Raw genomic sequence first — 12,333 nt, forward strand, 5'->3', positions numbered from 1 at the left:
GGTTCGCCGGCGCCCTATCTGCGCGCGGCCGCCGCCTCGCGCACCGGCTTGAACTCCGAGCCGGCGTTCCAGCCGGGCCAGCGGTCCGGATTGGCGAGTTCGCGACCGGCCTCGAAGGCAAGCCGCACGTCGGCCGCCGCGCCCCGGTAGTCCTGGGTCGGCTCCCAGCGGTCGCAGGTCTGGTGGTAGCAGCGGGCGGTGTAGTCCTCGACCCACTTCTCGCCGGCCGCGCGGCCGCCGTCGACGAGGTCGGCGCCGCCGCTCATGCCCATGAAGAGCACCGTCGGCACGCCCCGCTTCGCCACCGAGAAGTGGTCGGCGCGGTAGAAGAGGGCGCGCTCGGGCTTGGGGTCGGGGGTGATAGTCCGGCCGTGGCGGGCCGCGACGGCCGCCAGGTGGGCTTCCAGTTCATTCTGGCCCGAGCCGACCAGGACGACGTCGCGCGCCGGGCCCGCGGTCTGGAGTACGTCGTAGGTGTAGTTGGCGACCATCCTCGGGAGGTCGGCGGCGTTCCGCTGCGCATAGAACTCGCTGCCCAGCAGGCCGCGTTCCTCCGCCGTCCAGGCCGCGAACAGGATGGAGCGGTCGGGGGTCGGTCCGGCCTTGAAGGCGCGCGCCGTCTCGATCACGCCGGCCACGCCGACCGCGTCGTCCACGGCGCCGGGGCGAATGGTGACGCCCGCCGCATCGGCCGGGCCGACGCCGTACCCGTCCCAGTGGGCGGCGTAGAGGATGCTCTCGTCCGGCCGCTTGGCGCCGGTGATCTTCGCCAGCACGTTCCGGCTTTCCAGCCGGGTGAAGCCGTTGCGGTAGTCGGCCGAGAACGAAGCGCCCTCGAGCGCTACCGGGCGGAAGGCGGCAGTGCGCGCGCGCGCCTTCTCGGACTCGAAATCGAGGCCCGACTGGCGGAAGAGCTCCACGGCGAGGTCGCGCTGGATCCAGCCCTGCAGCAGCAACTTGTCCTTCGCCGGGTCTTCGCGAACCACGTCGTAGCTCTCGCCGTTCGCCGCGACGACGGTGCTCCAGCCATAGGCGGCGCCCGCAGTCTCGTGGACGATCAGCATCCCGAGGGCCCCGCGGCGCGCGGCCTCCTCATACTTGTAGGACCAGCGCGCGTAGTAGGTGGCCGCTCGGCCGCCGAACTTGCCGGCCACCGCGTCGCCGGGCTGGGCCTCGAAGTCGGGGTCGTTGATGAGGACGACGGCGATCTTGCCCTTCAGGTCCACGCCCTTGAAGTCGTCCCAGGCGCGCTCGGGCGCGGTGACGCCGTAGCCGACGAACACCAGTGGCGCGGCGCGAATGGTCACGGTCTCGACGGGGCGCTGAGTCTCGACCCGAATGTCCGACTGCGTCTGGAGAGAACGGGATACGCCGCCCGCAGTCACGGAGAACGTGCCGCCGGGCTGGGTCTGGAAGCGCCAGAGCGGCGCCGCCTGGGTCCAGCCGCCGTTGTCGCCGGCCGGCTCGAGGCCGAGGGCCTGGAACTCGCGGACGATGAAGTCGATGGTCTTCTGTTCGCCCGGCCCGCCGGGGGCGCGGCCGACGTAGGCGTCGGAGGCCAGCTCGCGCGTCATGTCGGACAGCCGCTGGGCGGAAATCTCCTGGGCGAAGGCCGGCGTGGCGGAGAGGGCGAGGGAGGCGATGAGCAGGGAGCGCAGCATGGCGCCTCCCATAGCGCCGGCGTTTCCCGTTGAAAAAGAAACTTTTGCGGATGGGTCGCGACACCGAACCGCACTTCCCGCGTTAGGGCGGCAGGCGCGCCGCAAGGCGCTGCCCGCACTGGCCTGGAAGCGGAGAAGACGATGAGCGACATCGATAGCGGCGGAACCCTCGACACCTCGGGCGCCGGTGGGCGCAAGGCCCAGGCCAAGGAACTGGTGGGCCAGGCGAGCGAGACCCTGAAGGCGGAGGCCAAGACCTTCGCCAGCGTGGCGCAGGATCGCGTTCGCGCCGAGACGCAGAAGGGGACCGAAAGGGCGACCAAGACCCTGGGCGACTTCGCCAACGCCATCCGCAAGGCGGGCGACGAACTGGGGTCCGCCGACCAGAGTCCGGCCTCGCGCCTCGTGCGGCAGGCGGCGGATGGCCTGGAGACCTTCTCCCGCAGCCTGGAGGGCAAGGACCCGGGCGACCTTCTGAACGATGTCCGTGACTTCGGACGCCGGCATCCGATGGCGTTCGTCGGCGGCGCCGTACTGGCTGGCCTGGCGTTGGGCCGGTTCGTGCGCGCCACCGAGCGGGAGCCGATGAGCTTTGGCGGGGAGGACATGGCCCAGGCGGAGGAGGCGATGTTCGACGGTCCCTCCGAACTCGGCGCGAGCGGCGGCCTCGCCGCGCCTCTCGCCGACAACCTGGACACCCTCGAGGGCCCCGCACCGCTGGCGTCGCCGGCGGAGGACAGCGTGAGCGATCTTACCGGAGCGCCGGACACCGGGCCGGATCCGGCCGCGCCCCCCATCGGAGGGCGGTAGGCGATGGACGGGAGCGGGCCCGACCGGGAGCGCACCCTTCCGGACCTGATCGGGCAGTTGACGGGCGATCTGGCCGCGCTGGTCCGCAAGGAATCTCAGCTCGTCCGGGCCGAGTTCGGCGAGAAGCTGGACCAGGCCGGACGCGGCGTGAGCGGCGTGGCGGCCGGCGCCCTGCTGCTGCTGGCTGCCCTGCTGGTGCTGCTGCAGGCGCTGGTGCTCGCCCTGGCGAGCTTGGTCGGCATGGCGTGGGCCTCGCTCATCGTCGGCGTCGCGGTGGCGGCGGTCGGCTACGTGCTGATGCGCGGCGGCATGAAGGCGCTGAGTCCTGGCGGGCTGAAGCCCGACCGCTCGGCGCGACAACTCAAGAAGGACGCTGAACTTATGAAGGGAGCCCCCCGATGACGAAGTCTTCCGCCGAGCTGGAGCGCGAAGTCGAGGACGCGCGCGGCCGCATCGACCAGACGGTCGAGGCGCTGAAGGACAAGATGCAACCCCGGGAACTGTTCGACGAGGCGACGAGGATGATGGGCGGCGCGAGCAACAAGGTGCTGACGACGGCGGTGGAGCAACTGCGGCAGAATCCGATCCCCATCGCCCTGATCGGCCTCGGCGTGGCGTGGCTGGCGATCGCCCAGACGCGCCGGGACCCGACGCTCGGTGGGGCGTACCCGAACGGTTACTACCCGGTGCACGAGGGCTATGACGAGGACGAGGGCCTGAAAGCCAAGGTCAAGGCGCGGGCCGAGGCGGCGAAGGCGAAGCTGTCCAGCGCCGCCCACGCGGCCAAGGACAAGCTCTCGGCCGCGAGCCATGGCGCCGGCGACGGCGTGGCCGAGGTGCGCGGGCGGGCGTCACAGCTTGCCGGCGAGGCCCGGGCGAAGGCCGGCGAATATGGCCACATGGCCCGGCAGCGGTTCGACCAGACGCTGGACAGCGAACCGCTGGTGATCGGCGCCATCGGGCTGGCGGTCGGGGCGGCGATCGGGGCCTCCCTGCCGGCCACGCCGGTCGAGCGGCGCTACATCGGCCCCGCGCGTAGCAAGGCCGCCGAAAAGGCGAAGACGCAGCTCGGCGACCTCAAGGACGTCGCCAGCCGCGCCTATGGTCAGGTGAAGGAGGAGCTCCATCGCCAGACGGGTCCGGCGGGTGAGGGAACGACCTTGGCCCAGAAGGCCGGGGCGATCGCCGAAGCGGGCTCGCGAAAGGTCCGCGAGGAACTTTCCGGCCCGACCCACTAAGGGCCGGCGATACGGAGAGGGCCGCGCGCCGCGAGGCACGCGGCCCTTCGCGCGTCAGAACCAGGCGCGGAGGCCAACGACGAAGCGGGTGTCGCTGGCGTGCTCGCCCGCGGCGCGGGCCAGATCGGCGGTGTCGCCCAGCTTGCGGTCCCAGTTCACGCCGACATAGGGCGCGAACTCGGGCGTGATCGCGTAGCGCAGTCGCAGGCCGAGTTCGAGCTTGGAGACGCCCGAGCCCACGCCCACAGCCGGGTCGTCGCTGAACGCGACGTCGGCCTCGGCGCGCGGCTCGAGGATCAAGCGCTGGGTCAGGCGCAGGTCGTACGAGGCCTCGAAGCGGGCCGAGAGGTCGCCCTTCTCCGACAGGAAGGCCGCAGCGCCGACTTCGAACCAGTAGGGCGCGAGGCCCTCAAGGCCCACCGTGGCGTAGGTGCGGCGCGGGCGGGGCTCGACGTCCTGCCGAACGCCGGCCTGGAGATTGAAGTACGGGCCGATGGCGCGCGACCCCAGGACCTGAAGCTCGGCGGATTCCAGATCGCCCGACGCCCCTTCGCCTTCGCTGCGAAGGACCAGCCGGTTCACGTCGCCGCCATACGAAAAGCGGCCCTCCCAGGCGTAGCCGTCGCCATCTCCCGAGGGGCGGTACTCGGCGGTCTCCAGCATGCCGGTGGCCCAGGACATCTCGCCATGCTCGCGGCGAAGCTGGTCGCGGGCCGCGGCCATGGCGGTGGGCGAAAAGATCTGGTCGGCCGCGTGGTCGGTCGGGACCGGCGGCGGAGGTTCGCCTCCGACTGGTCCCGTGGGCGGCGCGCCGTGCCCGGCATGCGGATCGGCGGGCATGGCGTGACCGGCGTGCGGGTCGGCCGGCGGCGCGGCGGGGGCCATCCGGTGGCCGGCGTGAGGGTCGGGTGCAGGCGTCGCCGGCATCACGTGGCCCGCGTGCGGATCGGGCGCAGTCGCGGGTGGCATGGCGTGCCCTGCGTGCGGGTCCGTCGCCGCGGGCTTGGGAGCCTCGACCGGGGGAGCCTCGGCCGGAGGCGCGTGGTGGTGCGCATGCGGATCCTGCGCGGCGGCCTCGCCGATTTCAGGGAAGGCCGCGGCGAGCAGTCCGAGGGCGAGGACAGGGCTGGCGAGGGCGGTCATGCGGCCTCTCCGTCGAGGGGGCGCACGGTCACGACCTTGAACATCCCGGCGTGCATGTGGAGCAGCATGTGGCAGTGGAAGGCCCAGTCGCCGGGGGCGTCGGCGGTGAGGTCGAAGGTGGCCTTGCCGCCGGGCTGGACGTTGATGGTGTGCTTGCGCGGATGGTGGCCGGCGTGCCCGTTCACCAGGTCCATGAAGTGGCCGTGCAGGTGGATCGGGTGGTTCATCATGCTGTCGTTGACCAGCGTGACGCGGACCCGCTCGTTCCGGCGGAACGGGATCGGCTTGGTGATCTCGCTGAACTTCTCCCCGTCGAAGGCCCACATGAACCGTTCCATGTTGCCGGTCAGGTGGATCTCCATCGACCGCGAAGGCGGACGCGTGTCGGGATTGGGCGCCAGGGCGATCAGGTCGGCGTAGGTGAGCACCTTGCCGGGGACGCCCTCCAGACCCGTGCCGCGCTCGGCCGTCCGGTCCACCGGCATGGGCGAGATCATCTGCACGCCCGGGCCGGTCTTCACCTGCGGCGCGTTCTTCGGGTCCAGCATCGACATGGAATGGCCGCCGCCATGTCCCCCATGGCCCGACATGTCCATGCCCATGTCCTTCATGGTCAGCAGCGGCCGTTCGCGCAGAGGCGGCGCCTCGGCGGTCATGCCGGGGCGCGGCGCCAGCGTGCCGCGGGCCATGCCCGAGCGGTCGATTGCCTCGGCGACGAGGGTGAAGGCGCGGTCGTCCGTGGGCTGGACGATGACGTCGTAGGTCTCGGCGTTGGCGATCTGGAACTCGTCGACCTCGACCGGGCGCACGTCCTGGCCGTCGGCCTGCACCACCGACAGCTTCAGTCCGGGGATGCGGACGTTGAAGATCGTCATCGAGGCGGCGTTGATGAACCGCAGCCGCACCCGCTCCCCGGGCTTGAACAGGCCGGTCCAGTTGTCCTTGGGGCCGTGGCCGTTCATCAGGAAGGTGTAGGTCGAGCCCGTGACGTCCGAGATGTCGGTCGGGTCCATGCGCATGCCGGACCACTCGACGCGGTCCTTCAGGGGCTGGTCCTTGCCGGCCAGGAGGCCCGCGACGGTCTGCTTCTGGCGGTTGAAGTAGCCGGCCTGCTTCTTGAGCTTCAGGAACACCTCGTGCGGGTGCATGAAGCTGTAGTCCGACAGGACGATCACGTGCTCGCGGTCATAGGGCGCGGGCTCGGCGCCCTTGGGGTCGATGACCAGCGGGGCGTAGTGGCCGACCAGCTCCTGCAGGCCGGAGTGCGAGTGGTACCAGTAGGTGCCCGCATGCAGGATCGGGAACTCGTAGACGAACGTCTCGCCGGGCTTGATGCCGGGAAAGCTGACACCCGGCACGCCGTCCATCTGGAAGGGCACGAGCAGGCCGTGCCAGTGGATCGAGGTGTCCTCGTCGGTCAGGCGGTTGGTCACCTTCAGGCGGACGTTCTGGCCTTCCTTGAGGCGGATCAACGGGCCGGGGACCGTGCCGTTGATGGCGATCCCGTGGCCCTTGCGACCATCGAGCGTGAGGTGGGTGTGGTCGATGGTGAGGGCGATCTCCTCGCCCATGAGCGCCTGCGGGCGAGCGAGGCCCAGGGTCTGGCTGCGGGCCCAGGCGGGGAGCAGGCCGGCGCCGGCGAGGGCCGCGCCGCCTGCGAGGATCTGTCGTCGGTGAAAGTCGATTGCGCGGGGGCGCATGAGGAATCCTGGTCTAGGTTCGGGGGGAGTCGTGCGCCGGTGCGGCGCATGGGCGGGGGAGATCGGGATGCTTCGCTGGTCGACGCAGATCCATAAGTGGCTGGCGCTGGTGGTCGGCCTCCAGGTGCTGGGCTGGGTGCTGGGCGGCCTGGTGATGACCGCCATCCCGATCCAGACGGTGCGCGGCGAGCACCATGTGGCGAAGTTCCGCCCCGACCCGCTGCCGGCCGAGGGCGTGATGGGCTACGCGGTCGCCGCGGCGACGCTGGGCGTCGAGCCGGTGGAGGCCGCCCTGAAGTCCACACTCCGCGGTCCCATGTGGGTGCTGAAGGACGCCGACGGAAGAAGCCATGTCGTCGATGCGCGGACCGGCCGGCATCCTGCGCCGCTGCCGGCAGCTGAGGCGCGCCTGCTGGCCGGCGTGCAGTACCAGGGCGCGGGACGGCCGACGACGGTGCGCTGGTTCGCGGAGGCTCCGGAGGAGACGGGCAAGTCCGGTCCGCTGTGGCGTGTCGACTTCGACGACGCCGAGAAGACCAGCTTCTACGTCTCGCCCGAGACCGGCGAGGTGGTCAGCCGCAGGTCCGACGTGTGGCGGCTCTACGACCTCTTCTGGCGGATTCATATTCTGGACTTTCGGGACGGCGATGATTTCAACCACCCGGTGCTGATCGGCCTCGCGGCCCTGACCCTGCCGGTCGTGGTGACCGGACTGATCCTGCTGTGGATCCGGCTGGCGCGAGACCTCAGGATGCTGCGGGCGAGGCGGAGAACCGGCGCGCCCGCAGCCTGATCCGGCTAGTGCTTGTGCTCGGGCGCCGCCGGGGCCGGCGTCGCGGGCTTGGGCGTGTCGGGCTTGTGGGCGCCGTCGGCGTGGCCGCCGTGATGACCCTTGTGACCGTCCTTGTGGCCGTCCTTCATCTTGTCGCAGGCGCATTCGGACTTGCCGTCGGCCGGCTTGTCCTTGCAGCCGTCGGGGCCGCAGGCGAGGGCGGCGCCGCCGGCGAGGCTGAGGCTCAGGGCGAGGGCGGCGGTGGTGAGGAGATGGGTCATCTGTCGGATCCTTCCAGAATGCGCGGTCAGCGCGTGGCGCGTTCGAGAAGCTGGATCAGCTCGGCCGCCTTCTGGCGCTGCTCGTCCCGGTCGCCGGACACGATCGCGCCTTCGATACAGTGGCCGAGGTGGTCGCGCAGCATCTCAGTCTCGACCTTGCCCAGGGCGGCGCGGACCGCCTGGATCTGGGTCAGGACATCGATGCAGTAGCGGTCTTCCTCGACCATGCGGGCGATGCCGCCCACCTGACCCTGGATGCGGTTCAGGCGGTTGAGCAGCCGATCCTTGTTCTCGCGCTTCATGGGGGTGGAGCATATACCCACCCGGGGTAATTGCAATATGCCCAGGTAGGGTATATTTGCCTGTATGCCCCTCGGGGGTATATTGAGACTTGCAGGAGGCCAACCATGGCCGGGCGACATAGCCACGATCACGAACACCATCATCACGATCACGCCGTAGAGAGCGCGTGTTGCGGGGGCGAGAGCGCGCCCAAGTCGACGGGGGAGGGCGCCTGCTGTGCGACCGCTCATGGCGCCGGCCCCGCCAAGGTGATCGACCCCGTCTGCGACATGACCGTCGACCCGGCGACGACCGCCCATCGTGCGGACCACGCCGGCCAGGACTTCCACTTCTGCTCGGCCGGCTGCCGGACCAAGTTCGTCGCCGATCCGGAGCGGTACCTGGACAAGGACCGGGCGCCGCCGCCCCCGGCGCCGCCGGGCACGATCTACACCTGCCCCATGCATCCGGAGATCCGGCAGGAAGGGCCCGGGAGCTGCCCGATCTGCGGCATGGCGCTGGAGCCTGAGCTGGTTACGGCGGAGGCGCCGCCGAACCACGAGCTGATCGACTTCACGCGCCGGTTCTGGGTGGGCCTGGCCTTCGCCCTGCCGGTGCTGGTTCTGGAGATGGGCGGGCACCTGTTCGACCTGCACCGCTTCGTCACGCCGCAGACGTCCAACTGGCTGCAGTTCGTGCTGGCGACGCCGGTGGTGCTGTGGTCGGGCTGGCCGTTCTTCGAGCGGGGCTGGCGCTCGCTGGTCACGCGTAACCTCAACATGTTCACGCTGATCGCCATCGGGGTCGGCGTCGCGTTCCTCTACAGCGTGGTCGCGACGCTGGCGCCGGGGATCTTCCCGCACGCCTTCCAGCGCCATGACGGCAGCGTCCCGATCTATTTCGAGGCCGCGGCGGTGATCACGGTGCTGGTCCTGCTGGGCCAGCTTCTGGAGCTTCGGGCCCGCGAGCAGACCTCGGGCGCGATCCGCGCGCTGCTGGACCTGGCGCCGAAGACGGCGCGGCGGGTCCGGGACGACGGCACGGACGAGGAGGTCACCCTGGACCTCATCCACGCGGGCGATCGGCTGCGCGTACGGCCGGGCGAGAAGGTTCCCGTGGACGGCGAAGTGCTGGAAGGCCGGGTTTCGATCGACGAATCCATGGTGACCGGCGAGTCCATGCCGGTGACCAAGGAGCCCGGCGCCAAGGTGGTGGGCGGCTCGATCAACAAGACCGGCTCGTTCGTCATGCGGGCCGAGAAGGTGGGCGCAGAGACCCTCCTGTCACAGATCGTCCAGATGGTGGCGCAGGCGCAGCGCAGCCGAGCGCCGATCCAGCGGATGGCCGACCGGGTCTCCGGCTGGTTCGTGCCGGCGGTGATGGCCGTCGCCACGCTGGCGTTCGTCGGCTGGGCCCTGTTCGCGACGAGCGCGGGGCTGTCGTTCGGCCTGATCGCCGCGGTCTCGGTGCTGATCATCGCCTGTCCCTGTGCTCTGGGGCTGGCGACGCCGATCTCGATCATGGTCGGCGTGGGACGGGGCGCGCAGGCGGGCGTGCTGATCAAGAATGCCGAGGCGCTGGAGCGCTTCGAGACCATCGACACCCTGGTGGTGGACAAGACCGGCACCCTGACCGAGGGCCGGCCGGCGGTGACGGCGATCCGTCCGGTGGGCGGGCTGGACGAAGGCGAGGCCCTGCGGCTGGCCGCCAGCCTGGAGCGGGGCAGCGAGCATCCACTGGCCGACGCCATCGTGCGGGCGGCTGGCGAGCGGAGCCTGAAGCTCTCGGAGCCCGAGGCGTTCGACTCCCCGGTCGGCAAGGGCGTGGAAGGCGTCGTCGACGGGCGCCTGGTGGCCCTGGGTTCCAGCCGGTTCCTGGCCGAGAAGCGCGTCGACCTCGCCGGCCTGGAAGCCGAGGCCGACGCCCTGCGCGCCGACGGCGCCACGGCGATCTTCATGGCAGTGGACGGCCGTGCGGCGGCGATCTTCGCTATCGCCGACCCCGTGAAGGCCACCACGCCCGAGGCCGTCCGGGCCCTCAAGGCCGAGGGCGTGCGGTTGGTGATGATGACCGGCGACAACCGCACCACGGCCCTGGCGGTCGCCCGGCGGCTCGGCATCGACGAGGTGGAGGCTGAGGTGCTGCCGCAGGACAAGGCGGCGGTGGTCCAGAAGCTGCGGGCCGAAGGGCGGCGGGTGGCCATGGCGGGCGACGGGGTCAACGACGCCCCGGCGCTGGCGGCGGCCGACGTGGGCGTGGCCATGGGCGCGGGCGCCGACGTGGCGATCGAGAGCGCCGGGGTCACCCTGCTGAAGGGCGACCTGCAGGGTCTGGTGAAGGCCCGGCGGCTGTCGCGCGCGGTGATGCGCAACATCCGCCAGAACCTGTTCTTCGCCTTTGTCTACAATCTGGCCGGCGTGCCGATCGCGGCGGGGGTGCTGTATCCGGTGTTCGGCTGGCTGCTCTCGCCCCAGATCGCGGCGGCGGCGATGGCGCTGTCCAGCGTCAGCGTGGTGGGCAACGCGCTGCGCCTGCGGGGCGTGCGGCTGTAGCTAGGCCGGAGGCGCGCCCGTCCGGGCGCGCCTTGCCGCCTCGGCCCCGAGCCAGGCGGCCGGCAACATGAAGACGGCGGCGAAGACGATCGGCGCCCAGGGGCCGACGCCCGAGAACAGGGCTCCGCCGAAGACCGGACCGATCACCCGCGCGAGCGAGCCGGAGGCGCTGGCCGCCCCGAGGACAGCGCCCTGCCGGTCGGGATCGGTCGCATGGGACACGATGGCGGTGCCGGCCGGTTGCCACAGCGCGTGGCCCACGACCGAGGCGGTGAGCATGACCGCGGCCAGCCAGCCCCAGGGCGACGCCGCCATGCCGACCAGGCATACGGCCGCGAAGACCAGGCCGATAACGATGGTAGGTCCTTCGCCGACGCGGCGGACGAAGGCGCCGGCGACCAGCCCCTGGGTCGTTGCGGCGGCGATGCCCGTGCCGGCCATGACCAGGCCCACGTCGCGTGGTCCCCAGCCGAACCGCGCCTCGGCCCACAGGCCGAGGACCGCCCACATGGCCGACGAGGCGAAGAAGCCGAAAAAGATCACGCCGAACGCGCGGGACAGGGTGGGATGACGAAGCGAGGCGCCCAGGGCCTCGAACGGGTTTCGGCGACCACCTGCGGCGGCGCCCGCCCGCCGGCTCTCCCTGACGAAGGCAAGGATCCCGATGATGGCGAAGACGCAGAGCACGGCGGCCAGGATGAGCGGCGGGCGGAAACCGGCGGCGCCCAGGTCGGGCCGCGCCATCAGCCCGCCCAGGGCCGGGCCGACCACGAATCCAACCCCGAAGGCCGATCCGATGAGACCCAGCCGGCCGGCCAGCTTCGCCGGCGGCGAGACGTCGACGATGTAGCCCTGGATGACCGACATGTTGCCGGAGAAGAACCCGGCGGCGAACCGCACCAGCACGGCGATCCAGATGCCGGGCGAGAAGGCCAGCGCCAGGTATCCGATCGCCGAACCGACGATCGTGACGAGCAGGATGGGTCGCCGCCCGACCCGGTCGGAAAGACGGCCCCAGACCAGCTCACCAAGGAACTGACCCGCCGAATAGACCGAGAAAAGCAGGGTCACCTGCCAAGGCGCCGCGTCGAACGCGGTCGCGAAGAAGGGCAGGAGGGGGATCACGACCCCGAAGCCGATCAGGCTGAGGAAGACGAGCAGAAGCAGCACCGGGACGGCGCCCGGCGCTGCTGTCTGACTTCCTGGTTCGCTCCGGCTCACCCGTCCGGCTTAGACCGGTCCGGCGGCGGCCTCCAGTGCAGAGGCGAGGTTACTTGGCGGCAGGCGCGGCGCCGGACTGCAGCTTCTTCACCTGGTCGAGGTGAGCCTGGATCTTCGGAACCGCCTTCGCCGCTGCGCCCTTCAGGCCGGCGTCGTCGCCGTTGTCGGCGTACCCCTGCATCAGGGTGAGGGCCTCGCTGTGCGCGGCCTCCTGCTGAGCGAGATAGGTCCTGTCGAAGTCGGCGGGGCTGGCGGCGTTGAGGTTGTCGATGAGGCCCTTGCGGCGCTCATCGAGGCCCGTCGGCGCGGTCTTGCCCGCCGCCACGATGAGCGGCTTCATGGCGTTGGACATGGCCGTGTGGTCCGTCACCATCATCTTGCCGAACGCCTTCACGTCAGCGGACTGACCCTTCTGCTGGGCGATCCTGCCGGCCTCGATCTCGTACATGTCGCTGATCGCGGCGTTGGTGACGAAGGCGTCGGTCGAAACCTGGCCCATGGTGGAGGCCGAGACTGCGCCGACAGCGGCGCTGGTGGCGTCCTGGGCGGCGTTGACCGCGTCGTTGGTCGTGCCGGCGTCGGCGGTCGGCTGGCTGTCGGTCTTCTGACAGGCGGCGAGCGAAAGGGCGGTCGCGGCGGCGGCCGCAACCAGCATGGCGGATTTCATCGGGCT

The 12,333-nt window shown here is 70.9% G+C and carries 12 protein-coding genes; 5 read left to right on the plus strand and 7 right to left on the minus strand.

Features of this window, described 5'->3' with window-relative positions:
- Positions 1–14: 14 nt before the first annotated feature.
- The gene (locus tag DJ019_RS18885) at positions 15–1,661 is read right to left on the minus strand and encodes a M28 family metallopeptidase (protein ID WP_111278124.1); all 1,647 of its coding nucleotides are present in this window, start codon (positions 1,659–1,661) and stop codon (positions 15–17) included.
- 141 nt (positions 1,662–1,802) lie between these two features.
- Between DJ019_RS18885 and DJ019_RS18890 the strand changes: the two genes are divergently transcribed.
- From DJ019_RS18890 to DJ019_RS18900, 3 genes are read left to right on the plus strand one after another with little or no spacing between them, the layout of a single operon-like run.
- Positions 1,803–2,471, plus strand: coding sequence for a hypothetical protein (locus DJ019_RS18890; RefSeq protein ID WP_111277972.1), 669 nt, complete (start codon positions 1,803–1,805; stop codon positions 2,469–2,471).
- A 3-nt stretch (positions 2,472–2,474) separates the two neighbouring features.
- Positions 2,475–2,873, plus strand: coding sequence for a phage holin family protein (locus tag DJ019_RS18895; RefSeq protein WP_111277974.1), 399 nt, complete (start codon positions 2,475–2,477; stop codon positions 2,871–2,873).
- Positions 2,870–3,709: a DUF3618 domain-containing protein gene (locus DJ019_RS18900; RefSeq protein WP_111277976.1), complete on the plus strand. Its 840-nt coding sequence runs from the start codon at positions 2,870–2,872 to the stop codon at positions 3,707–3,709. The genes DJ019_RS18895 and DJ019_RS18900 overlap by 4 nt, the downstream gene beginning before the upstream one ends.
- A gap of 54 nt (positions 3,710–3,763) precedes the next feature.
- On the opposite strand, the gene DJ019_RS18905 is transcribed toward DJ019_RS18900, so the two are convergent.
- Entirely contained in the window at positions 3,764–4,852 is a 1,089-nt protein-coding gene (locus DJ019_RS18905; protein ID WP_111277978.1) for a copper resistance protein B, read from the minus strand.
- Positions 4,849–6,552 (minus strand): copper resistance system multicopper oxidase, encoded by a 1,704-nt coding sequence (locus DJ019_RS18910; RefSeq protein WP_111277980.1) that lies wholly within the window; start codon positions 6,550–6,552, stop codon positions 4,849–4,851. The genes DJ019_RS18905 and DJ019_RS18910 overlap by 4 nt, the downstream gene beginning before the upstream one ends.
- A 67-nt stretch (positions 6,553–6,619) precedes the next feature.
- On the opposite strand from DJ019_RS18910, the gene DJ019_RS18915 reads away from it, so the two are divergent.
- A complete protein-coding gene (locus tag DJ019_RS18915; RefSeq protein WP_111277982.1) occupies positions 6,620–7,345 on the plus strand; it encodes a PepSY domain-containing protein in 726 nt (241 codons plus the stop codon).
- A 5-nt stretch (positions 7,346–7,350) separates the two neighbouring features.
- Here DJ019_RS18915 and DJ019_RS18920 read toward each other — a convergent pair whose 3' ends face one another.
- Together DJ019_RS18920 and DJ019_RS18925 are read right to left on the minus strand one after the other, a co-directional pair.
- A complete protein-coding gene (locus DJ019_RS18920) occupies positions 7,351–7,605 on the minus strand; it encodes a hypothetical protein (protein WP_111277984.1) in 255 nt (84 codons plus the stop codon).
- A 26-nt stretch (positions 7,606–7,631) separates the two neighbouring features.
- Positions 7,632–7,907 (minus strand): metal-sensitive transcriptional regulator, encoded by a 276-nt coding sequence (locus DJ019_RS18925; protein ID WP_111277986.1) that lies wholly within the window; start codon positions 7,905–7,907, stop codon positions 7,632–7,634.
- Positions 7,908–8,012: 105 nt separating this feature from the next.
- On the opposite strand from DJ019_RS18925, the gene DJ019_RS18930 reads away from it, so the two are divergent.
- On the plus strand, positions 8,013–10,439 hold the full coding sequence (locus tag DJ019_RS18930; RefSeq protein ID WP_111277988.1) for a heavy metal translocating P-type ATPase: 2,427 nt from the start codon (positions 8,013–8,015) through the stop codon (positions 10,437–10,439).
- Here DJ019_RS18930 and DJ019_RS18935 read toward each other — a convergent pair whose 3' ends face one another.
- Together DJ019_RS18935 and DJ019_RS21595 are read right to left on the minus strand one after the other, a co-directional pair.
- Positions 10,440–11,609 (minus strand): MFS transporter, encoded by a 1,170-nt coding sequence (locus DJ019_RS18935; RefSeq protein WP_240606546.1) that lies wholly within the window; start codon positions 11,607–11,609, stop codon positions 10,440–10,442.
- A gap of 100 nt (positions 11,610–11,709) precedes the next feature.
- Positions 11,710–12,327: a DUF4142 domain-containing protein gene (locus DJ019_RS21595; protein ID WP_111277992.1), complete on the minus strand. Its 618-nt coding sequence runs from the start codon at positions 12,325–12,327 to the stop codon at positions 11,710–11,712.
- Between the last annotated feature and the right edge of the window lie 6 nt (positions 12,328–12,333).

Origin of the sequence: Phenylobacterium kunshanense, from assembly GCF_003254525.1 — a bacterium.
GTDB lineage: Bacteria > Pseudomonadota > Alphaproteobacteria > Caulobacterales > Caulobacteraceae > Phenylobacterium > Phenylobacterium kunshanense.

Coding starts and splice junctions, on each gene's coding strand:
- DJ019_RS18885 (WP_111278124.1), bottom strand. CDS start 1,661: ATGCTGCGCTCCCTGCTCATCGCCTCCCTCGCCCTCTCCGCCACGCCG.
- DJ019_RS18890 (WP_111277972.1), top strand. CDS start 1,803: ATGAGCGACATCGATAGCGGCGGAACCCTCGACACCTCGGGCGCCGGT.
- DJ019_RS18895 (WP_111277974.1), top strand. CDS start 2,475: ATGGACGGGAGCGGGCCCGACCGGGAGCGCACCCTTCCGGACCTGATC.
- DJ019_RS18900 (WP_111277976.1), top strand. CDS start 2,870: ATGACGAAGTCTTCCGCCGAGCTGGAGCGCGAAGTCGAGGACGCGCGC.
- DJ019_RS18905 (WP_111277978.1), bottom strand. CDS start 4,852: ATGACCGCCCTCGCCAGCCCTGTCCTCGCCCTCGGACTGCTCGCCGCG.
- DJ019_RS18910 (WP_111277980.1), bottom strand. CDS start 6,552: ATGCGCCCCCGCGCAATCGACTTTCACCGACGACAGATCCTCGCAGGC.
- DJ019_RS18915 (WP_111277982.1), top strand. CDS start 6,620: ATGCTTCGCTGGTCGACGCAGATCCATAAGTGGCTGGCGCTGGTGGTC.
- DJ019_RS18920 (WP_111277984.1), bottom strand. CDS start 7,605: ATGACCCATCTCCTCACCACCGCCGCCCTCGCCCTGAGCCTCAGCCTC.
- DJ019_RS18925 (WP_111277986.1), bottom strand. CDS start 7,907: ATGAAGCGCGAGAACAAGGATCGGCTGCTCAACCGCCTGAACCGCATC.
- DJ019_RS18930 (WP_111277988.1), top strand. CDS start 8,013: ATGGCCGGGCGACATAGCCACGATCACGAACACCATCATCACGATCAC.
- DJ019_RS21595 (WP_111277992.1), bottom strand. CDS start 12,327: ATGAAATCCGCCATGCTGGTTGCGGCCGCCGCCGCGACCGCCCTTTCG.